The 20,790-nt window shown below is 71.9% G+C and carries 19 protein-coding genes, 1 tRNA gene and 1 pseudogene; 5 read left to right on the top strand and 16 right to left on the bottom strand.

What is annotated here, in order from left to right; translation table 11 throughout:
- Nucleotides 1-342 precede the first annotated feature (342 nt).
- The 4 genes from ACIBL4_RS24965 to ACIBL4_RS24950 all read right to left on the bottom strand — a co-directional run bounded on the left by ACIBL4_RS24965 (nucleotide 343) and on the right by ACIBL4_RS24950 (nucleotide 4,067).
- Nucleotides 343-1,200 carry a BTAD domain-containing putative transcriptional regulator gene (locus ACIBL4_RS24965; protein ID WP_399413668.1) on the bottom strand — a complete coding sequence of 286 codons (858 nt, stop codon included), beginning with the start codon at nucleotides 1,198-1,200 and terminating at the stop codon, nucleotides 343-345.
- A gap of 317 nt (nucleotides 1,201-1,517) precedes the next feature.
- Entirely contained in the window at nucleotides 1,518-1,967 is a 450-nt protein-coding gene (locus tag ACIBL4_RS24960; RefSeq protein WP_399413666.1) for a MarR family winged helix-turn-helix transcriptional regulator, read from the bottom strand.
- 92 nt (nucleotides 1,968-2,059) lie between these two features.
- A complete protein-coding gene (locus tag ACIBL4_RS24955; protein ID WP_399413664.1) occupies nucleotides 2,060-2,491 on the bottom strand; it encodes a hotdog fold thioesterase in 432 nt (143 codons plus the stop codon).
- A 10-nt stretch (nucleotides 2,492-2,501) separates the two neighbouring features.
- Nucleotides 2,502-4,067, bottom strand: coding sequence for an MFS transporter (locus ACIBL4_RS24950; protein WP_399413662.1), 1,566 nt, complete (start codon nucleotides 4,065-4,067; stop codon nucleotides 2,502-2,504).
- 191 nt (nucleotides 4,068-4,258) lie between these two features.
- On the opposite strand from ACIBL4_RS24950, the gene ACIBL4_RS24945 reads away from it, so the two are divergent.
- Nucleotides 4,259-5,215 carry an aldo/keto reductase gene (locus tag ACIBL4_RS24945; RefSeq protein WP_399413660.1) on the top strand — a complete coding sequence of 319 codons (957 nt, stop codon included), beginning with the start codon at nucleotides 4,259-4,261 and terminating at the stop codon, nucleotides 5,213-5,215.
- 500 nt (nucleotides 5,216-5,715) lie between these two features.
- Here the strand turns inward: ACIBL4_RS24945 and ACIBL4_RS24940 are convergent, their stop codons facing one another.
- From ACIBL4_RS24940 to ACIBL4_RS24895, 10 genes are all read right to left on the bottom strand, one after another.
- Nucleotides 5,716-6,447 (bottom strand): HAD family hydrolase, encoded by a 732-nt coding sequence (locus ACIBL4_RS24940; RefSeq protein WP_399413658.1) that lies wholly within the window; start codon nucleotides 6,445-6,447, stop codon nucleotides 5,716-5,718.
- The gene (locus ACIBL4_RS24935; protein ID WP_399413656.1) at nucleotides 6,444-7,976 is read right to left on the bottom strand and encodes an FAD-dependent monooxygenase; all 1,533 of its coding nucleotides are present in this window, start codon (nucleotides 7,974-7,976) and stop codon (nucleotides 6,444-6,446) included. Before ACIBL4_RS24935 ends, ACIBL4_RS24940 begins: the two co-directional genes overlap by 4 nt.
- A gap of 23 nt (nucleotides 7,977-7,999) precedes the next feature.
- Entirely contained in the window at nucleotides 8,000-8,758 is a 759-nt protein-coding gene (locus tag ACIBL4_RS24930; RefSeq protein ID WP_399413654.1) for an SDR family NAD(P)-dependent oxidoreductase, read from the bottom strand.
- 88 nt (nucleotides 8,759-8,846) lie between these two features.
- Complete coding sequence (locus ACIBL4_RS24925) at nucleotides 8,847-9,833, bottom strand: 3-oxoacyl-ACP synthase III family protein (protein WP_399413652.1); 987 nt, start codon at nucleotides 9,831-9,833, stop codon at nucleotides 8,847-8,849.
- Nucleotides 9,834-9,887: 54 nt separating this feature from the next.
- Nucleotides 9,888-10,592, bottom strand: a complete 705-nt coding sequence (gene fabG, locus ACIBL4_RS24920; RefSeq protein WP_399414138.1) for a 3-oxoacyl-ACP reductase FabG — start codon at nucleotides 10,590-10,592, stop codon at nucleotides 9,888-9,890.
- Between the two features lie 383 nt (nucleotides 10,593-10,975).
- Nucleotides 10,976-12,235, bottom strand: coding sequence for a beta-ketoacyl-[acyl-carrier-protein] synthase family protein (locus ACIBL4_RS24915; RefSeq protein WP_399413650.1), 1,260 nt, complete (start codon nucleotides 12,233-12,235; stop codon nucleotides 10,976-10,978).
- Nucleotides 12,235-12,474, bottom strand: a complete 240-nt coding sequence (locus ACIBL4_RS24910) for an acyl carrier protein (RefSeq protein WP_399413648.1) — start codon at nucleotides 12,472-12,474, stop codon at nucleotides 12,235-12,237. Before ACIBL4_RS24910 ends, ACIBL4_RS24915 begins: the two co-directional genes overlap by 1 nt.
- 52 nt (nucleotides 12,475-12,526) lie before the next feature.
- On the bottom strand, nucleotides 12,527-13,576 hold the full coding sequence (locus ACIBL4_RS24905) for a 3-oxoacyl-ACP synthase (RefSeq protein ID WP_399413646.1): 1,050 nt from the start codon (nucleotides 13,574-13,576) through the stop codon (nucleotides 12,527-12,529).
- A gap of 6 nt (nucleotides 13,577-13,582) precedes the next feature.
- A complete protein-coding gene (locus ACIBL4_RS24900; protein WP_399413644.1) occupies nucleotides 13,583-14,602 on the bottom strand; it encodes a ScbA/BarX family gamma-butyrolactone biosynthesis protein in 1,020 nt (339 codons plus the stop codon).
- A 253-nt stretch (nucleotides 14,603-14,855) separates the two neighbouring features.
- On the bottom strand, nucleotides 14,856-15,785 hold the full coding sequence (locus ACIBL4_RS24895; protein ID WP_399413641.1) for an NADP-dependent oxidoreductase: 930 nt from the start codon (nucleotides 15,783-15,785) through the stop codon (nucleotides 14,856-14,858).
- 138 nt (nucleotides 15,786-15,923) lie between these two features.
- Between ACIBL4_RS24895 and ACIBL4_RS24890 the strand changes: the two genes are divergently transcribed.
- Genes ACIBL4_RS24890 through ACIBL4_RS24875 form a run of 4 tightly spaced genes read left to right on the top strand, consistent with a single transcriptional unit; the run spans nucleotide 15,924 to nucleotide 19,620 of the window.
- Nucleotides 15,924-16,565 (top strand): MBL fold metallo-hydrolase, encoded by a 642-nt coding sequence (locus tag ACIBL4_RS24890; protein ID WP_399413639.1) that lies wholly within the window; start codon nucleotides 15,924-15,926, stop codon nucleotides 16,563-16,565.
- Entirely contained in the window at nucleotides 16,562-17,608 is a 1,047-nt protein-coding gene (locus ACIBL4_RS24885) for a zinc-binding alcohol dehydrogenase family protein (protein ID WP_399413637.1), read from the top strand. The genes ACIBL4_RS24890 and ACIBL4_RS24885 overlap by 4 nt, the downstream gene beginning before the upstream one ends.
- Nucleotides 17,595-19,181: a methylmalonyl-CoA mutase gene (locus ACIBL4_RS24880; protein ID WP_399413635.1), complete on the top strand. Its 1,587-nt coding sequence runs from the start codon at nucleotides 17,595-17,597 to the stop codon at nucleotides 19,179-19,181. Before ACIBL4_RS24885 ends, ACIBL4_RS24880 begins: the two co-directional genes overlap by 14 nt.
- A 25-nt stretch (nucleotides 19,182-19,206) precedes the next feature.
- Nucleotides 19,207-19,620, top strand: coding sequence for a cobalamin B12-binding domain-containing protein (locus ACIBL4_RS24875; protein WP_399413633.1), 414 nt, complete (start codon nucleotides 19,207-19,209; stop codon nucleotides 19,618-19,620).
- Between the two features lie 142 nt (nucleotides 19,621-19,762).
- Here the strand turns inward: ACIBL4_RS24875 and ACIBL4_RS24870 are convergent.
- Both ACIBL4_RS24870 and ACIBL4_RS24865 read right to left on the bottom strand, forming a co-directional pair.
- A pseudogene (locus ACIBL4_RS24870) lies at nucleotides 19,763-20,302 on the bottom strand (alpha/beta hydrolase); the annotation flags it as partial.
- A gap of 363 nt (nucleotides 20,303-20,665) precedes the next feature.
- Nucleotides 20,666-20,752 (bottom strand) — tRNA-Leu (locus ACIBL4_RS24865).
- Nucleotides 20,753-20,790 lie beyond the last annotated feature (38 nt).

The following is a 20,790-nucleotide window of genomic DNA, read 5'->3' as shown; positions in this document are numbered from 1 at the left end:
CCGGTATGCCGCCAGCGCCGCCTGCCCCGGCGGGCGAGCCGGGCTGGGCTCCGCCCCACCGGCCCGAACACCCGCACCCCGACGAACAAGCAAGGACCAGCGGCACCGGCGCCCCAGCGGGCAAGCGACCGCCGGCACCTGCTGCCCACCCGGCGGATGTACGGGACGGCCGCCCACCCGGCGAGACAAGCGAGGCCCCGCACTCCCACCGGCGGTGGCCCGGCGCGCCAGCCGCCGTCCCGGCACGACGCCGCCGCAGCAGGTGAGGAGAGGCCGGTACCGCACGCTCCCGGGGCCGCGGGGGCGTGTGCCCCGCGGCCCCGGGTGGTGTGTCCTGTCGGCTCAGCCGGCCGGCTGCATGGTCGGCCTGGAGAGGTGATGGACCATGCTCCGTACCGCCACCCGATCCTGCTGACGCCCGGAGCACTGCTCGACCGGTCTGGGTCGCGTCCGGTCCAGGGAGGGCTCGCCGCGCAGGATGTCCTGCTCCATCTGGACCAGGAACGGCGAGGGCTCAAGGCCCAGTTCCTCCACCAGGCGGGCGCGCAGCCGCCGCATGACGGCGAGCGACTCCGCCCGACGCCCGCACCGGTACAGCGCCAGCATCAGGTGCCGGTGGAAGTTCTCGTGCAGCGGGTGGCGGGCGGTGAGCTCGGTGAGCTCCGGCACCAGCCTGTGGTGCGCGCCGCGCTGGAGATCGGCGTAGATCCGGTGCTCCTGCGTGCACAGCAACGACTCGTCCAGGTGGACGATCCGCGCGCCGAGCAGCTCACCGGCCTCCACGTTGACCAACGCCGGACCGCGCCACAGCGCCACCGCCTGATGCAGCAGCTCAGACCCCCGCACGAATTCACCGCGCTGGACGGCCGCACTGCCGGCCTCGGCCAGCAGCTCGTATTCCGTGATGTCGAGGGCGACCCTCGAAGTGGACAGCACATAACTGCTGCCCTCGGTTATGAGAATTTCGTCGGCTACCTCGCCGGCACTCTTCCTGAGCGCTTCCGCGATGGTCCGCCGGACTTGGCCGATATACGTCTGGATCGTGGCCGTGGCGGTGCGCGGCGGATTGCTCCCCCACAACTCCTGCACGAGCGCGTTGACCGATACCGCACGATCTGCATTGACGGCCAGTAAGGCGAGAAGCCGACGCGGCTTGGGCGCCAGAACGATCGGCTCCGACTCGTCGTCGAAGACCGTCATCGGGCCGAGGACATGAATCTGCACCATTCCCCCTTATTGGTACATCCATCCCGTCCAGCGACGGAATGGCCGAACCTCTGCCCCCCGGATCGGCGTCAACCACCTACCCTGAGTGACCAGCCAACCATAGCAGGGTTGTGGCCAGAATCCGCTTATAACATGGACCGGACACAAATGTTTACGCACCGGAGCAGTGCATGTTACGTGCCTCACACTTCCCGAAAAAAGAACCACGGTGAATGCCTCTCAGAGTCATTCACCGTGGTTATCCCGGCCGTGCCGTATGCAACTTCATGACGGGCGCGCGCCCCGCCGGATCAGTCCAGAGAACCCAGCAACGCTATCGCCCGCTCCAGGTACTCTTCGAAGTGGGCCAGCTCTTCCGGCGTGAATTCGGCACTCAATGAGCCTTCGACCCGCAAGGCCGCCTTGTCGGCTTTCTTGGCAATGGCGCGGCCCGCCCGGGTCGCCCGGTTGACCACGACCTTCTGATGGAGTTCCGAGGGTTCACGAAACACCAGACCGGCCTTTTCCAGGTTGGTCAGGACCGTGGCCATCGTCTGCGGCGTCACCATGCACTCCCGTGCGAGCTGCGCCGCGGACATGCCGTCGGAGAGCGACAGCAGCAGCAGGACCGAGTACTGGGGCACCGTCAGGCCGAACTCCCGCAGCACTTCCGTCTTGCGTGCGATGAGGGCCTGTTCCGCCCGCTTGATCGTGTGCCCGAGTCGGCCAGCGGCGACCGTCTCCGTCGTCGTGTTCGCCATGTCAATAGTCTTGCATACGGCAGAGGACGAAGCAGTAGTCGTGCATTGCCTTCGCCGGGCCGGCCTGCGGTCCTTCCCCGGGGCTGTTTCGGTCACCGGGCCTTCCGTCGCCGGACGGCCGGGATCGCGCAGGTCAGCCGTGCGGTGCAGGTGCGCCGGCCCTGTTCGTCGCTGATGACGATCTCGTAGGTGGCGGTGTGCGTGCCCAGGTGCAGCGGCCGGCAGGAGCCGGTGACCTTCCCCGAGCGGGCCGCGGCGTGGTGGGTGCAGGACAGCTCCTGGCCGACGATGATCCGGTCGGCTCCCGCGTGCACCCAGGCGGCGAGCGAACCGAGCGTCTCGGCGAGCACCGCGTTGGCCCCGCCGTGCAGCAGGCCGATCGGCTGGCGGTTGCCCGCCACCGGCATGGTGCCGACCACGAGATCGGGGTCGCAGTGGGTGATCTCAATACCGAGTCGCTCCACCAGTTGCTGGTCGACATAGGGGGGCAGGACCTCGACGGGCCCCAGGGCGGTCTGAGTCATGACCGGCCCCTCAGTGCGCGGAGGCGGGCTCGGGCGACGCCGAGGCCGGGTCGCCGGACGCTTCGGTGGGCGCGTCCCCGGACGGCTTCCCTCCCGAGAGCAGGCTGCCGACGACGACCGCGCTGACCGCGCACGCCGCCGCGACGATCCACATGGTGGTGTGCAGACCGGTGGCGTACGCGTCGGCCATCGCGGTCACCGCGCGGTCCCGCACCTCGCCGGCCGGCAGTGACTCGGCGGCCTCGGTCAGACCGCCCTGCAGCGCCCGCGAGGTCAGCGCCTCGGCGCCGCCCGGGTACGCGGACACCGCACCGCTGTCGAGGGCGCTCTTGGTGAGTGCCGTGACGAGGGTGCCCAGTCCGGCCATGGAGACGGCGTCGGAGGCGAGCCGCACCGTGTTGAACATGCCCGCGGCCATGCCCATCCGCTCCGGCTCGACGGCCGAGACCGCCGCGCCGTCCAGGATGCCGAGCGAGATGCCGTACCCGATGCCCAGGAAGAGCAGGGGGCCGGCCAGCGCGGCCGTCGAGGCACCCGGCTCCACCATCGTCAGCCAGGCGGCGCCGACGGCGGAGAAGCACAGCAGCACGACGAACAGGGCGCGCTGTGAGACCTTCTGTGCGACCACGCCCGTGACGGCGGGCATCACCAGCGACGGGCCCGTCAGGAGCAGCAGGACCAGGCCGATGCGGACGGCCGACATCCCGCTCGTGGAGGTCAGGTAGGGCGGCAGCACGATGACGAGTGCCACGAAGCTGAACGCCAGCACCAGCGGCACCAGGCAGACGGCCAGGAACTGCGGGCGGGCGAACAGGCCCAGGTCGAACATCGGGTGCTCGGTGCGGCGTTCCACCGCCACGAAGACCACCATCAGGATCAGGCAGCCGACGGCCGAGCCGAGCACGATCGGGTCGGTCCAGCCCCGGCCCGGCCCCTCCACCAGGGCGAGCACGAACAGGGCGACGCCGAAACCGAAGGCGAAGGTGCCGGTCCAGTCGAAGCGCGGCCCGCGGTTGGGCTCCGAGCGGGGCAGCAGGGGAGTGCTCAGCAGGACGAGCGCGGAGACCGCGGCCAGCACGAGGAAGACCGAACGCCAGCCCCACAGGTTGACCAGGACGCCGCCGAACATCGGCCCGAACGCCAGGCCCGCTCCCAGGAACGTGCCGAAGAGGCCGAACGCCTTCGCGCGGGCGGTGCCGTCGAAGGACTGCGCCAGGATCGCGGTGATGGAGGCGAGCGCCGCGCCGCTGCCGAAGCCGGCGATCGCGCGCGAGACGTCGAGCAGCAGGATGCTGTTCGCGAGGCCGGACACGGTCATCCAGAAGGCGAAGAAGGCCATGCCCCAGGTGAACATCCTGCGGTGGCCGATGCGGTCGGCGAGCGAGCCCATGGCCGCGAGGCTGCTGGACGCGGTCAGCATGTAGCCGTCGACCACCCACTGGGCGGCGGCCAGTGAGCTGTGCAGATCGGCGCCGATGTCGGGGACGGCCACGGACGGGCCGGTCACCACCAGGGTCATGAGCGGGCCGACGACGCACGCCGCGGCGAGCGTGGCCCGCGGGTTGCCGGTGGACACGGAGGATCACCTCTGTCTGTTCGTTGTCACTTGGGTGTAGTCAGCTATGTGTAAGAACTCTGGCATAGATTAGGGGACAGGTCACAGCTGCTGTCAATGTCGTATGGCAGAGTTCTGTGTAAAGATGAGGGCCTGTCAATCGACGGGCATGTACGGCACACGGGCGAGCGGGAAAGGCGGTGCGCACGGCGATGCGCAGAATCCAACTGGGCGGCTCACAGCGGACCTTCGCGGCCGTCGGCCTCGGCTGCATGGGCATGTCGTGGGGGTACGACGAACTGGGCCGGGACGAGAGCGAGTCCATCGGGGTCATCCGGCATGCCCTGGAGATCGGCGCCGATCTGATCGACACGGCCGACCAGTACGGCCCGTTCACCAACGAACTGCTGGTCGGCAAGGCGCTGCGGGGACACCGCGACAAGGCGCTGCTCGCCACCAAGGGCGGGCTCGTGGTGGACGACCCCGCCACCTACCGCAGCCACCGGGACGGCCGGCCCGAGTATCTGCGCGCCGCCGTCGACGCCAGCCTGAAGCGGCTCGGCGTGGACCATGTGGACCTCTACCAGCTGCACCGCATCGACCCCGAGGTGCCTGTGGAGGAGAGCTGGGGTGCGCTCGCGGAGTTGGTGAAGGAGGGCAAGCTCGGCGCGCTCGGCCTGTCCGAGGCGTCGGCGGAGGAGATCGGCCGGGCGCAGGCGGTCCACCCGGTGGCCTCCGTGCAGAGCGAACTTTCCCTGTGGAGCCGCGACGCCCTCACGAACGGCGTGGTGAAGTACTGCGGGAGTGAGGGCATCGCGTTCATCGCGTTCGCTCCGCTCGGCAGGGGCTTCCTGTCCGGGTTGATCAGCAGCCCGAAGGACCTGCCGGACGTGGACGGGCGGCACCGGATCCCCCGGTTCCAGCCCGAGGCCATCAGCGCCAACCAGGCCATCGTCGACCAGGTCCGGACCGTGGCCGACCGGCTCGGCGCGACGGTGGCCCAGGTCGCGATCGCCTGGGTGCTGGCCCAGGGCGACCACGTCGGCGTCATCCCCGGCACCAAGACCCGCCGCTACCTGGAGGACAACGTGGCGGCCGGTTCCCTGACCCTGGCGCCCGAGGACCTGGCGGAACTGGCCGCGCTGCCGGAGGCGGTCGGCGCACGCTAGACGCTCCGCGGGAAGCACCGCGACACCCCGGGCCAACGGCCGAGCCACACCGACCTGCTCCTACGGCCGACGGTACGCCGGGGGATCCTACGGCCCGACCGCACGCGGAGGGGGCGGCGCTCCCACGGCCCGGCCCCACGCGGGAGCGGGCGCCCATACGGCCCGGCCGCATGCGGGGAGCGGCGCCCTACGGCCCGGCCCCACACGGGAACGGCGCCCCACAGCCCGGCCGCATGCGGGGAGCGGCGCCCTACGGGAACGGCGCCCCACAGCCCGGCCGCATGCGGGGAGCGGCGCCCCACAGCCCGGCCCCACACGGGAACGGCGCCCCACAGCCCGGCCGCATGCGGGGAGCGGCGCCCTACGGCCCGGCCGTGCCCGGCGACGGCGGTGTGTGCGCCGCGGTTGTGGTGCGCCGGCCGGTTGCGATCCGGCGTACGCCTCGAAGCGCCGGCCCCCGCCCCGCGCCCTCACCGGGCACGGGACGGCGCAGTCGTGTGTCACACCGGCTGGCGCCGGGTGCCGGTCACGAGGGTCGCCGGGACGACCGGCCAGCCGTGTTCCGCCGCGTGGGCCGCCATCCTCGGGTTGGCGCCGACCACGGTCGGGTGGCCCACCATGCGGAGCATGGTCAGGTCCCCCGGGTCGTCCCCGTAGGCATGGCAGTCCGCCGGATCCGCGCCGAACTTCTCCAGCGCCTGCCGGACCGCCTCCGCCTTCGCCGGACCGAACATCGCGTGCCGGATCCTTCCGGTCATGCACCGGTCCGCGTCCAGCTCCGGCTCGGTGCACAGGACCAGGTCGACCCCGAGGTCGTCGGTGATCGGGTGCAGGGTCGCGGGCCAGGAGCCGGAGATGACCACCGTGTGGTGACCCGCCTCCTGGTGCCGGCGCAGTCGGGTAACGGTCGGCTCGATGAACGGCGCCCCGTCTTCGCGCAGTTCGGCGTACCACTCGCGCGCCTCGGCGACCACGTCGTCCCAGGGGACGCCGGTGTGCAGCTCGTAGAACTTGGACACCACCTCGACGGGGGTGACGCCCATGGACGCCAGCCGCCGCAGCGGCTCCACCAGCCGTTCGTACTCGGCGCCCCTCACGTCCCCCTGCCGCCGCAGCCGGTGGCGCAGCAGCGAGAACGGGGTCTTCATGGCGATGAGTGTCTCGTCGGCGTCGAAGAACGCCACCACGGGACGGGAGTGATCGGTGGTCAGCGGGGGCAGGGCAGTGGTCATGGCCGACTCCTGAGGTGGGCCGCTCGGGTGAGCAGATGGGTGGTCTCCTGGGGCCGCCGGGGGTCGAGCCGGGCCAGCAGATGGCCGTCCGGACGGACCACGGCCACGGCCGGTCGCGGACCGAGCGCCGCGGCCAGGCCCTTGGGAACCGCGCGGGTCAGATCGAGCACGGGCGTGCCCTCGGGCAGCGCCCGCCGCATCCCGTCGCGGGTGCGCTGCCAGTCCGGCGGCGGGGTCCGCGCGCCGGGCCACAGCAGCACGGTGTGCCGGTCCCGGTCGATCGCAGGCCAGCCGCCGCTGCCGGGACGCTGGGGCGCCCCGCCCGGGCCGGTCCCGCCCGAGACCATCACCGGCAGCCGGGGATGGCGGTCACCGCCGTAGCTCACGGCCGTCTGGCCGAGCTGCGGGGCCAGCTTGCGCTGGAACAGACCGGTCCGGTCGGCGGCCATGAACGCCGCGTCCCGGAGGGCGACCTTCGCCGGGGAGTTGACCAGGCCCGCCTTGGTCAGCAGCTCGGTCGAGCGCGCCACGTCGTGGGAGACCGCCCGGCGCTCGGTGTCGTAGGAGTCCAGGATCGACTCCCCGAACTCCCCGCGGATGACGCCCGACAGTTTCCACGCCAGGTTGAACGCGTCCTGCATCCCGGTGTTCATGCCCTGCCCACCGGCCGGGCTGATCACGTGCGCGGCGTCGCCGGCCAGGAAGCAGCGTTCGCTGCGGAAGCTGGAGGCGATCCGGACCCGCACCCGGAAGGAGCCGCTCCACAGCAGTTCCTCGACCCGGCTGCGGCCGGCCGCCCGGTCGTCGACGACCCGCTGGAACATCTCGCGCGGCGGCGGGTTGTGCTCGTCGTACGCGTCGTGCGGCACGTTCAGGGCGATGCGGTGCACGCCGTCGCCCATCGGGCCCAGGACCATGGCGCCGCTCGGCGCGTAGCAGTAGTGCGACAGGTCCTCGGAGAGGGTGGTGGTCAGCCGGGCGTCGGTGATGGCGAACGACACGTCGACCGGCGGACCGTCGTAGGCGATGCCCAGTTCCTTGCGGACGGTGCTGTGCGCTCCGTCCGCGCCCACCAGCCAGCCGGGCTCCAGCTCCTCGATCCGGCCGCCGTCGTGCTCCAGCTTGACGACCGGGCCGCCCGGGGTGTTGTCCAGGGCGGTGAGCCGGACGCCCTCCTCCAGGGTGCCGCCGAGCGCGGCGAGCCGCCGGCGCAGCACCTGCTCGGTGTCGTTCTGCGAGAGCGTCAGCGCGAACGGGTACGGCGAGTCCGGCAGCCTGCTCATCCAGGCCGTCGCCAGACGGCGGCCGCGCGAGTAGAACGCCGTGCCCGCCAGCCGGTGGCCGATGCCCAGCAGGTCGTCGGTCACCCCGATCCGGTCGAGCAGTTCGAGGTTGCGCGGCCAGATCACGTTCGCCCGGGAGTGCGACGAGTGCCCGCGCCCGGCGTCCACGACGCGGACCGGGATGTTCCGCTGCAGCAGCTCGCAGGCGACGACCAGACCGACCGGGCCGGCCCCGACGACCAGCACGGGCGCCCCGGGCCCACGCCCTGTCAGGCCGCCCACATCAGCCCCCCGTTGACCTCGACCACACTGCCGTTGACGTACGAGCTGTCCTGCGAGGCGAGGAACACGGCGGTGGCACCGACCTCCTGGGGACGGCCGAGCCGCCCGGACAGGAGCCGGCCGCGGTAACTCTCCCAGGCGCGCTCGTTGGCGGCCAGCTCCTTGCCCATGCCCTCATCGATGTAGCCGGGTGACAGGCAGTTGACAGTGATGCCCTTGGGGGCCAGTTCGGCCGCCGAGGTACGGGTGAACATCTCCACGGCGGCCTTGCTCGCGCTGTAGGCGGACGCGCCGATCGCGGCCCGGCCGGCCACGCAGGACGACACGTTGATGATGCGGCCGCCGGCGCCCGTCGCCTCGCGCCGGGTGGTCATCGGGCCGATCACCGCGCGCGTGCAGAGGAAGACACCGGTCAGGTTGGTGGCCAGCGTGGTGTTCCAGTCGGCCATCGAGAGACGGGAGATCTTGCCGTCACGGCTGACCCCCGCGTTGTTGACCAGGATGTCGACGCCCCCGTACGTCTCGACGGCGGTGGCCATCAGCTCCTCCACCGAGGTCTCGTCGGTGACGTCCGTGTGGTGGTAGAGCAGCCGGTCGCCGTGGTCGTCGGCGAGTTCCTTGATGTCGTAGGGGTTGCGTGCGGCGACGACGACCGAGGCGCCCTCGGCGAGGTAGGCCTCGGCGATCGCCCGGCCCAGTCCTCGCGTGCCCCCGGTGATGACGGCCGTCTGTCCGTCGAGCCTCATGGCTCCTCCGATGCTGCGTGTGGTGTACGTGTGTGGTCGATGTGCCGGTGCCGGTGCGGAACGCGGAGACAGCGGCTCGGGACGGGCGTCAGTACCAGGTCAGCAGCGCCGCGCCCGCGGTCATGCCGCCGCCCACCGACGCCAGCAGCACCCGCTCGCCGCGCCGCAGCGGCCGTTCGCGGTGGGTGGCGTGCAGGGTGAGCGGCACGGAGGCGGCGACGGTGTTGCCCAGGTGCGGCGCGGTGTACGCGACCCGCGCCGGGTCGATCCCGGCGTCCGCGACGAAGGCCTCCAGGAGCCTGGTGTTCGCCTGGTGGAAGACGAACCGGTCGACGTCCTCCAGGGCCAGACCACAGTCGTCGAGCGTCACGGCGGTCAGTTTCGCCAGCACCGACAGCGCGTAGTCACGCACCGCGCGTCCGTCCATCCGGAAGAAGTGCTGCCCGGCTTCGCGGGCCTCGGCGTCGAGCGGCGTCCGGGTGCCGCCGGCCTCCACGCCGACGTAGTGGTGGAACTCGCCGTCCGTGACCAGCTGCACCGACCGCAGGCCGTAGCCCTCGGGCACCTCGCCGAGCAGGACGGCGCCCGCGCCGTCACCGAACAGGCTCACCGTGCGCCGGTCGGACCTGTCCATGATCGTGGAGAACATGTCGGCCCCGACAAGCAGCACGTGCTCGCCGTGCCGGCCCGCCTTCAGCAGGCCCTCGGCAACCGCGAGACCGTAGAGGAAACCGCTGCACACGGCGTTGATGTCGAAGGCGGGCAGGGTGGAGAGACCCAGCTTGTGCTGGAGGATCGCGGCCGTGGACGGCTGCGGCACGTCCGGGGTGCTGGTGGCCACCACCAGCGCGCCGAGCCGCTCGCGCACCTCGCCGGAGACGCCCCGGAGCGCCTCGCGGGCGGCGGGGAGGGCGAGGTCGGACGTGGTGGTGCCCGGCTCGGCGTACCGCCGCTGGAGCACTCCGGTGCGTTCGGTCACCCAGGACTCGGGCATCCCCGTCCAGGCGCTGATCTGCTGGTTGTCGACGACCTTGGCCGGTGTGTAGGAGCCGATCGACAGGACACCGACTGGCATGGTTTCCCTTTCCTGTGCTTTCTCGTGGGTGGTGGTCGCGTGCGGCACGGGGCGTCAGTGACCCATGCCGAGCCCACCGCTGACCGGCAGCACGGCGCCGGTGATGTACGAGGCCTCGTCGCCGGTGAGGAACCGCACGGCGGCGGCCACCTCCTCGGCGGTACCGGCCCGGCCGAGCGGCGTCATCGCCAGGTACTGGTCGAGGCGGGCCGGGCGTACCTGGCGCAGCATGTCCGTCTCGACGAGCCCGGGGGCCACGACGTTGACGGTGATGCCGCGGCTGCCGAGCTCCCAGGCGAGCGAGCGGGCCAGCCCGACGAGGCCGGCCTTCGCGGCGGTGTAGTTGGTCTGTCCGGGCGAGCCGGTGAAGGCGACGGCGGACGACACCAGCACCATCCGGCCCCACCGCCCGCCGAGCATGCCCCGGGAGGCGTGCCGGGCCAGGCGGATGACCGACCTCAGGTTGGTGTCGAGCACGGCGTCGACCGCGTCGTCGTCGAGGGTCAGCAGCAGCCCGTCCCGCGTGATCCCGGCGTTCGCCACCAGCACCTCGACGTCGCCCTGCGCGGCGGCGACCTCCTTGAAAGCCCGCTCCACCTGCGCCTCGTCCGTCACATCGCACCGCACCCCGAGGAGCCCCGCCGGGGGCTCACCGGTGCGGTAGGTGACCGCCACCCGGTCGCCACGCGCGGCGAGCGCCCGCGCGACGGCCAGCCCGATGCCGCGATTGCCCCCGGTGACGAGCACGGAACGCCCCACGGCCACCGGGCCACCGGCCACACCGGACGCGCCGCCAATCGCGGGCCCACCCGCACCCCTGACGAAGCCGCCCGAACCGGGAAAGCCCGGCGGACCAGCGGTGCCCGCCGAACCCGGGCGGCCCGGCGAACCAACCGTGCCGGGGGTGCCCGCCGAACCGGGAAAGCCCGGCGGACCAGCGGTGCCCGCGGAGCCCGCCGAGCCGGGGGTGCCGGGATTGCTGACCGAGCCAGAAGCGCCGGAGGTGCCGGGGGTGCCCGCCGAACCGACCGTGCCGGCCGAGCCGGCCGAGCCGGCCGAGCTGGCCGAGCCGGCCGAGCTGGCCGAGCCGGCCGTGCCAGGTGTGTCCGGGCCCCAGCCCGGTGCTCCCTCCGCGTTCGAAGTCATGCCGGCGTCACCACGATCACCGCGTTCTGGCCGCCGAAGCCGAAGGAGTCGTTCACCGCGGCGCCGATGTCCAGCGGCCGGGCCTCCTTCGCCACGACGTCCACGCCGATGCCCGGGTCGAGGCTGGTCAGGTTGGCGGTCGGCGGGACGAGGCGGCGTTCGACGGCGAGCACCGTGTACACCGCCTCGGCCGCGCCGGCCGCGCCCAGCAGATGCCCGACAACGCCCTTGGTGGAGGTGACGGCCGGCTTCTCGCCGAAGACCCGGCGGACGACCCCGGCCTCGGTGATGTCGTTCAGCGGCGTGGACGTGCCGTGCGCGTTGACGTGGTCCACCTCGGAGGGGTCGACCAGGGCGTCGGCGAGGGCAGCCCGGATGGCCCGCTCGGCCCCGCCGCCCGTCGGATCGGGCGCCGAGGCGTGATGGCCGTCGGCAGACGCGCCGAACCCCGAAATCCTGGCCCGGACACGGGCGCCCCGCGCCCGCGCGTCCTCGACACGCTCCAGTACCAGCATGGCCGCGCCCTCGCCCGCGACGAACCCGTCCCGGTCGGCGTCGAACGGACGGGACGCGGACGCCGGGTCGTCGCCCCGCGTGGACAACGCACCGGCCCGGGCCAGGCTCGCCATCGCGGTCCGGGACATGGCCGCCTCGGCACCGCCCGCCAGGACGATGTCGCAGACGCCGGCCTCCAGCAGGGCGCGGGCGTACCCGATCGCCGTGTTGCCGGACGCGCAGGCCGTCGACACCACCTGGTTGGGGCCGAGGGCCTTGAGGTCCATGGCGATGTACCCGGCGGTCATGTTGACCGGGCCCATCACCATCAGCAGCGGCGACACGAACTCCTGGCCGTCGGCCAGGTGCTTGCCGTGCTCCCGCTCGACCGTCGACCAGCCGCCCAGCGACGTGCCGACGACCACGCCGACCCGGGGCCCTTCCCAGGTCGCCGGGTCTAGCCCGGCGTCCTCGACGGCCTGCCGGGCCGCCACCACGCCGAAGTGGCTGACCGGGTCCATGCGTACGGCGCTGCGCCGCCCGAGCAGCGCACCCGCGTCGAAGCCGGGTACGCGGCAGGCGAAGTCGACGGGCAGACCCGCGAGGTCCGGGTCGGTGGCCGCCGTGGACTCCCCCGCCCAGACCCGCTCGACGTTGGCCTCGACGCCCAGCCCGGCCGGGGTGACCAGGCCGACGCCGGTGACCGCCACGTCGAAGCGGTTCGTGCGCCCGTCCGGGCGCTGCGTCACTGTCCCGGTCATCAGGCCACCGCGGCCTTGGTGTCGATCATGGCGAGCACGTCGCCGAAGGTGTTCTCCGGGGTCAGTGCCGTCTCGTCGATCTGGACGCCGAACTCCTTCTGCACGATGACGCTGAGCTCGATCAGCGCAAGCGAATCCAGGTCGAGAGTGTCGAAGGTGGCGCTGGTGTTCAGCTCCTCGGGCAGCACGCCGAGCTTCTCGGAGACGAGCTGGAAGAGACGGTCCTGGTGTGCGGACATGGCTGTTTCTCCTTGTACGGATTGAATGGTGATGTGGGACTGGTGAGACTGGTCAGTGCCTGCCGACCACGACGGCGGTGAACGTGAATCCGCCGCCGCCGTTGAGCACGAGCGCGTAACTCCCGGGCGTCAGCAGGTCCGTGCGGGCCAGGTCGGCGAGGGAGGCGTTGAGGTCGCCGGCCCCCACGTGCCCGGTCGCCCGGCCGAGGTCGAGCACCTCCGCGGAGGTGACCTCCGTCAGCGGCGGGAGGTACGCCTCCGCCATCGCCTTGCTCCCCAGCCGGGGGATCACGGCGTAGCGCAACCGGGGGTCGTCGGCGGCGAGTCCGGCACCGGCCAGCGCTTCCTCGACGACGGCACGGATGCGGTCGGCCGCGGTCTTGAGGAAGAAGTCGACGCCGTACGTCTTGATGAACGCCCGCTTGGTACGCCGCACGTCGATCACCGAACTGTGGCCCATGGGCGTCGCGTTGAGCTCGTCGTCACCGCGGTGCATGACCTCCAGTTCGGCCGCGACCCGGGTGGCCAGGGAGTGCAGCAGCAGGTCCGGCGTGCGGGAGTGCCCTGCCACGGCCGGTCCGCCGACCCGGTGGACGAGAACCGCCGTGGCCGCGTCCCCGGCCGCCATGCCGTAGTCGCTGAGCCAGCGGTGCCAGCTCGGCGTCAGGAACCGGTCGGCGGTCGTGACCAGCGCGGGCCCGGCGGCCGGGTCGCCCTGGAGCCGGCTCGCGGCCAGCTCGATGCCGATGGCGCCGCCGTTGCACTGCTGGAGCAGCCCGATCGGTACGGCCTGGTGGGCCCCGAGCCGCCGGGCGATGTAGTGCGGGGCCGACCATGCGTCGTGGCCTTGGTGGTGGACGCTCGCGTGCAGCACCAGCGAGAGGTCGTCGGCCTGGGTGCCGGAGACGTCCAGTGCCCGGGCCGCGGCCTCGACGGCCATGTCGGGCGGTGCCGTGTCCTCGCTGACCGGCAAGGCCGTGTAGCCGAGTTCGCGGGCGGTGCGGGCGTCGATGTCACCGGTGGCCACGGCCTCCTCGGCCGTCTGGCGGTGCTCCGGGTACCAGGCGGTCGCCGTCAGCCCGAGCGGTGAGTCCAGTCGCACGGGCCGTCACCTGCCGTCCGTGTCCGGGGCCGGTGGCCCGGCGAGGTCGGCGAGGTCGGCGACCGTGATCTCGGCCGTGCAGACCGACACCCCTCCCTGACGGAAGTCGACGGTGCGGCGCGCGTCGCCCGAGGGCGTGACGGTGACCGTGACCGGGCTGTCCAGTTCCACGAAGCGGTGGAACGTGGCGCCGAAGGCCCGGGCGTACCGCCGCTCGGCGGGCGCCCCGGCGGCGAGGACCGCGGCCTGGCGGGCCGCCTCCATGAGCGCCATCGCGGGCACATGGTCCAAGGGGTGGTCGTACATGGCCGGGTGCCGCACCGGGACGTCGAGCGTGGCCCGCAGAGCGATCCCGCCGCCTGGGCGTTCCAGGTCCGTGAGCACCACGTTCCCGGCCCGCTCGCGGCCGACCAGAGCGGGCTCCACAGGCGTGCCCACGCGGGTGCGCGGCATGTCGGACGAGGACGGTGGAACGTTTCCTCTGTTCTTCTCCCGGTGCGCCGTGTAGCCGTCCCGGCTGAGGTATCCGGCCACGACGGCGCTCGTCCCGGCCCGCCGTCCGCCGACGACGAACACGCATTCCAGCGTGGCGGCCAGCAGCCTGGTGCCGCGCCGCCTGAGGTCACGTGCGGCCACCTCGATCACGAGCTCGTCCGGGGCGTCGCCCCGGGCCCGCAGCGCGGCCAGGTCCGTGAACTCGGTGGTCCAGTCGCTGATCAGGAAGGACGTGTCGTAGGCGACGCCCAGCCACTGGTGCGCCACGACGGTGACCGCTTGGCGGGCGGCCTCCAGCAGGAACAGTGGGTCGAGCAGCGCGGGCCGCTGCGTGTGGTCGTTGTAGTAGCTGTGCGCACGTGGCGCCTGGACGGCCACGGCGAACGTGTCCTCGCCGAGCCGCACCGCGTCCGTGACGAAGACCTCCATGACGGCCCGGCGGTGCACCAGGACGCGGTCCATCGAACGCTGGTAGGCGAGTTCGGCCGCGGCCGGAGCGGCTTCCGGCCGCTCCTGCTCAGCAATGGTCATGCCCCGTTCCGTTCGTCCGTGGGTCTGCTTCGGCGGCACCCCGAGGGGCGCGGAATCAGCCTCACAGCCGCCTCTGTGGGTTCGGCTGCGAACGGCGAGGGGCCCGACGGGCGGCTCGCGGGCGGCTGGGTGGAGAGCCGCTCAAGACTGGCTGGAGACGTGGCACAGGCTCCCCGGACACGCGAAAGGGCCGTCCCCACCGGGGACGGCCCTGTTACCCGTACCTCTGCTCCGTATGCGCTCCCGCGCCGGATCAGTCCGGCGCGACCGCCAGGACGACCTTGCCGCGCACATGGCCGGTCTGCACGAGTTCATGGGCGCGGGCGGCGTCGGCCAGCGGGAACTCCGCGCTGACGTGGACCCGCACCGCACCCCGGTCCGCCAACTCCACCAGCTCGGCCAGGTCGGCCGGATCGGGGCGTACGAACACGTAGCGCCCGCCCAGCCGCGTCACGTCACCGGAGATGGACGCGAGCCGCCCGCCCGGCCGCAGCAGGGCCGGGGAGCCGAACAGGGTGTCACCGCCCATGAGGTCGAAGACGGCGTCGACGCCCTCCGGGGCCAGGGCACGCACCCGGTCGGCGAGCCCGGGGCCGTAGGCCACCGGCTCGGCGCCGAGCGAGCGCAGGAACTCGTGGTTGCGCTCGCTCGCCGTGCCGAGGACGCGCGCGCCGAGGGCCCGGCCGATCTGGACGGCGAGTGAGCCGACCCCGCCGGCCGCCGCGTGGACGAGCAGCACCTCACCGGCGGCGATCCGCAGATGGCGGCGCAGCGCCTGGTAGGCGGTGAGACCGGCGGCGGGGAGGCCGGCCGCGGCCCGCCAGTCGAGAGCGCGCGGCCTTCGCGCCAGGGTCCGCACGGGCGCGGCCACCAGTTCACCGTACGTGCCGCGCTGCATGTGGTCGGCGCGGACGTAGCCGACGACCTCGTCCCCCGGGGAGAACTCGGTGACCCCGAGGCCGGTGCGCTCGACGATCCCGGACAGGTCGCAGCCCATCACCATGGGGAAGTGCGACTCGAACCAGTCGTCGATGTAGCCCTCCCGGATCTTCCAGTCCGCCGGGTTCACACCCGCGTACTTCACGCGCACGAGCACGACGTCCGGTCCGAGACGCGGTTCGGGGAGGTCCATCAGCTCCAGGACCTCCGGACCTCCGTAGCGCTGAATGGCGACGGCCTTCACGTACAAACCCCCTGCTGGAACGACGACGGCACGCGCGACCGGGCGATGCCACTCGCACTATAGGTCAGACGAGAGGCAGAGTTCTGCTACACGATCGGTAATTGACATATGACCGAGGACTCCGTCAGAGTCGCGGTCATGCTCGTACTGTCCGCCACCACCGGCAAGTTCGGCACGAACGTCCATCTCGTCGCCGCGGGCCCGGGACATCCCTGCCTCATCGTCGACCCCGGGCACGACGCCGCCGAAGCGGTCCGCGAGGCCGTCCGCGCCCACCGTCTGGAACCCGAGGCCATCCTCATCACGCACGGCCACATGGACCACACCTGGGACGCGGTACCGCTCGCCCGGCACTACGGCGTCCCGGCCTGGATCCATCCCGCCGACCGCTACCAGTTCGGCGCCCCGGCCAAGGGCCTGCCGGACTCCTTCCCTCGAGAACTGCTCGTCGGCCATCCCGACCAGGAGCCCGACGAGGTGAGCGAACTCCCGGAACAGGGCGGGGAGCTGGCCTTCGCCGCGGCCGAGGTGACGGTGCTGCACACACCCGGCCACACCGGCGGCTCCGTCATGTTCCGCTTCGGCGGCGACGACGTCCCGCTGCTGGCCACCGGGGACACCCTGCTCGCCGCCGGCCCGGGGCGCGCGGACGCACCCGGCGCCAGCCCGGCCGGCCTGCGGGCCTCCCTCGGCATGATCGCAGCCACCTGCCCGGACGACACGCGACTGCTCACCGGGCACGGCCCCACCACCACCCTCAGCCAGACGGGAATCCGATGACGAACCCCGCCGAGACCCCGATGAACCCCTCCGACACCGCCGCCACGACCTCCGGGAGCGTTATGCGTACCGTCCGCTTCGAGTCCTTCGGCGGCCCCTCCGTCCTGGACGTCGCCGAGGTCGCCGTGCCCGAGCCCCAGCCGGGGCAGCTCACGATCGACGTCGAGTACGCGGGCGTGAACTTCGCCGAAGTGATGTTCCGGCGCGGCCAGTTCCCGGTCGACCTGCCGCACTGCCCCGGCTTGGAGGCGGTCGGCACCGTACGCGCCGTGGGCGACGGCGTCACCGGCTTCGGGCCCGGCGACCGCGTGGCCGCCCTCACCCTGGGCGGCGGCGGCAACGCCGAGGTCGTCGCCGTCGGCGCGGAGCACGTCGTACGGCTGGACGGCGACCTCGCCGGGCTGGACGGCGCCTTGGCGGCGGGCGCCCTGTGCAACGTCACCACCGCCCTCGGCGTGCTCACCTCGGCCGGGCATCTCGCGCGGGGCGAGACGGTGGTCGTCCTCGCCGCCGCGGGCGGAGTCGGCACGGCCGCCGCCCAGCTGGCCCGGTCGCTGGGCGCGGGCACCGTGATCGGCGTGACGAGTTCTCCGGTGAAGGCCGAATACGCCGGCGGTTTCGGCTACGACAGCGTGGTGTCGTACGACAGGATCGAGCGGGAAGTGGCCGAGCGGACCGGCGGAGCGGGCGCGGACCTGGTCCTGGACTCCGTCGGCGGCGCGTTCCGCTCGTCCGTGACCGGCCTGCTGGCGGCGTTCGGACGACATGTGATCTTCGGCAACGCGGCGGCCGAGGACGTCACCTTCGAGGGCAACCACCCCTGGTACACCAACAGTTCGCTCGTCGGCTACAACCTCGGCGGCGTCGCGGGCCGAGCCCCGCAGCTGCTCCGCGCCCACCTGGAACAGGCGTTGACGGAGGTCACCAAGGGCACCGTCCGCGTGGACGTGAAGGTACTGCCGCTGAAGGACGTGGCCCACGCCCACGAGCTGCTGGAGACACGGGCGTCCACGGGGAAGTACGTCCTGGATGTCCGGTCCTGACATGCGCGAGTCGGAGTCCGGACTGCCCATCGAGCCGGTCTACGGGCCGGAGGTCCTTCAAGGCTGGGATGCGGCGGAGAAGCTGGGGGAGCCGGGAAAGTTCCCGTTCACCCGGGGTGTGTATCCGTCGATGTACACCGGCCGGCCGTGGACGATGCGCCAGTACGCCGGTTTCGGCACGGCCAGGGAGTCCAACGCGCGGTACCGGCAGCTGATCGCCAACGGCACGACGGGCCTGTCGGTCGCTTTCGACCTGCCCACCCAGATGGGCCACGACTCCGACGCCCCGCTCGCGCACGGCGAGGTCGGCAAGGTGGGCGTCGCCATCGACTCCATCGACGACATGCGGGTGCTGTTCGACGGGATCCCGCTGGACCAGGTCTCCACGACGATGACGATCAACGCTCCGGCCGCTGTGCTGCTGCTCATGTACCAACTCGTCGCCGAGGAACAGGGGGTGCCCGCGGAGCGGTTGACGGGCACGATCCAGAACGACGTGCTGAAGGAGTACATCGCCCGCGGGACGTACATCTTCCCGCCGAAGCCCTCGCTGCGCCTGACCGCCGACATCTTCAAGTACTGCCGGGCCGAGATCCCCAGGTGGAACACGATCTCGATCTCCGGCTACCACATGGCCGAGGCGGGAGCCTCCCCGGCGCAGGAGATCGCGTTCACCCTCGCCGACGGCATCGAGTACGTCCGCACGGCGGTCGCGGCCGGCATGGACGTCGACGACTTCGCACCCCGCCTGTCGTTCTTCTTCGTGGCGCGCACGACGCTCCTGGAGGAGGTCGCCAAGTTCCGTGCCGCGCGGCGGATCTGGGCGCGGGTGATGCGAGAGGAGTTCGGCGCGCGCAGTCCCAAGTCGCTGATGCTGCGCTTCCACACCCAGACGGCCGGGGTGCAGCTGACGGCACAGCAGCCGGAGGTGAACCTGGTCCGGGTCGCGGTGCAGGGCCTGGCCGCGGTGCTGGGCGGCACGCAGTCGCTGCACACGAACTCCTTCGACGAGGCCATCGCCCTGCCCACGGACAAGTCCGCCCGCCTGGCGCTGCGCACCCAGCAGGTCCTGGCCTACGAGACGGACGTGACCGCCACGGTGGATCCGTTCGCGGGCTCGTACGTCATCGAGAAGATGACCGACGACGTGGAGGCGGCGGTGCTGGGGCTGATGGCGAAGGTGGAGGAGCTGGGCGGCGCGGTCGGCGCCATCGAGCGCGGCTTCCAGAAGAACGAGATCGAGCACAGCGCCTACCGCATCGCCCAGCAGACCGACTCCGGCGAGCGGGTCGTGGTCGGCGTCAACCGCTTCCAGCTCGACGAGGAAGAGCCCTACGAACCCCTGCGCGTCGACCCCGCCATCGAAGCCGAGCAAGCCGAACGCCTGGCAGGACTACGCGCCGAGCGCGACCAGCGGGCGGTCGACGCGGCCCTCACAGCCCTGCGGAAGGCCGCCCATGGAGACGACAACCTCCTCTACCCGATGAGGGACGCCCTGCGCGCCCGCGCCACCGTCGGCGAGGTCTGCGACGCGCTGCGCGACGTGTGGGGCACGTACGTCCCCGTCACATGAGGATTCGCACCCGACAGGGGGACCAATGACCGCACCGATCCGTGTCGTGATCGCCAAGCCCGGCCTGGACGGGCACGACCGTGGAGCCAAGGTCGTCGCCCGTGCCCTGCGGGACGCGGGTGTCGAGGTCGTCTACACGGGGCTCCACCAGACCCCGCGCCAGATCGTCGACACGGCGATCCAGGAAGACGCCGACGGCATCGGTCTCTCGGTGCTCTCCGGCGCCCACATGACGCTCTTCGCGGAGGTCCTCGGACTCCTCGACGCAGCGGACGCGCGCGACATCACGGTGTTCGGGGGCGGCATCATCCCCGAGGCCGACATTCCGCTGCTCCGGGAGATGGGCGTGGCCGCGATCTTCACTCCCGGATGCCCCACCCCGGACATCACCCGCTGGGTGACCGACCGGGTGGCGGGCTCGTCAGCCAAGTCTGTGTGATGCCCCACAGCGATCAGGGAACGAGAAACGGGCCTCCGTGGTGGCTTCCGTCACCTTCAGAGACCCGTCTCGTCGGTACCTCATGGTGGGGCACCGACGGAATGCGCTGGTCAGCGCCGACACAGAGGGGAACGGCCGGCGATCACAAACGGCTGACCATCCCCGGGATGCCCGGAGGTGTCGGGACCGGCAGCCGGTTGGGGGCGTTGCGTTCCCCTGCGTCCGGAGCGGCCTTTCAGGTCATGTCCTTCGCGGGGAGCTTGCCGGTGGTCAGGTAGGCGGTGGCCGTCTTGTCGGCGCATGACTTGGTGCCGTAGATGCCGTGTCCGGCACCTCCGGCGACCGTGACCATCCTCGAGCCCTTCATGGCGCGGCGCAGGCCCTGGCCGCTGGTCAGCGGCGTCTGGGAATCCCACTCGTTCTGGAGGATCAGCGCGCGCACCTTGTTACCGATCCTGGTGGCGGGCTCGCTGCCGTTCTTCTTCCAGAAGGCGCACGGCTTGATGTGGGAGGCGAAGTCGCCGTACAGCGGGTACCTGGCCTTGTCCCGGATCGCGTCCTTGCGGTACTGCTCCGGATCGCGCGGCCAGGCGCGGGTGTCGGCGCAGAGGACGTCCCAGAAGCCGGCGTCGCCGTTGTCCTCGGGCACGGTCCGGCCGAAGGACGGGGGAACCGGCTCGGGCGTCCTGAGTTCCCGGTCTGCGGGCGGCCCCGCCACTTGCCGGAACCGATGGTGTCCGCGCACCGCGGCGAACGTCCCCGCCGACGGCTCACTCGCCACCACAGGACCAGAGCCCCTGGGCACGGGAACCCCCAAGGGCCACATCACCCAGTGCTGAGACCTTCCTCACACAGGGCAAGTCACGAGAGCTGCTCAAGCAAGATCCACACACGAACGCGGACCGCCGACGGCTCTGAGCCACCGACGGTCCGCTTCGCCGTGCCCAGAGACGGACATCACACCGCAGACATAGGAATGGGCGGCATCGCCATCGCGATGCCGCCCATTCCTCGGTGCAGCTAGAGCACTTTCGTCGGTGCTCCGTGGTGCGCGAGGGGGGAGTTGAACCCCCACGCCCTTGCGGGCACTGGAACCTGAATCCAGCGCGTCTGCCTATTCCGCCACCCGCGCATTGGGTGTGTCGTGGGCTCCTGCCCCAGGGGGGCCCG

The sequence above is a fragment of the Streptomyces sp. NPDC050416 genome (assembly GCF_044458845.1).
In the GTDB taxonomy this organism is placed as follows: Bacteria; Actinomycetota; Actinomycetes; order Streptomycetales; family Streptomycetaceae; genus Streptomyces.
The sequence above is the reverse complement of the archived record's forward strand: the minus strand, read 5'-3'. Positions and strand labels throughout refer to the sequence as shown.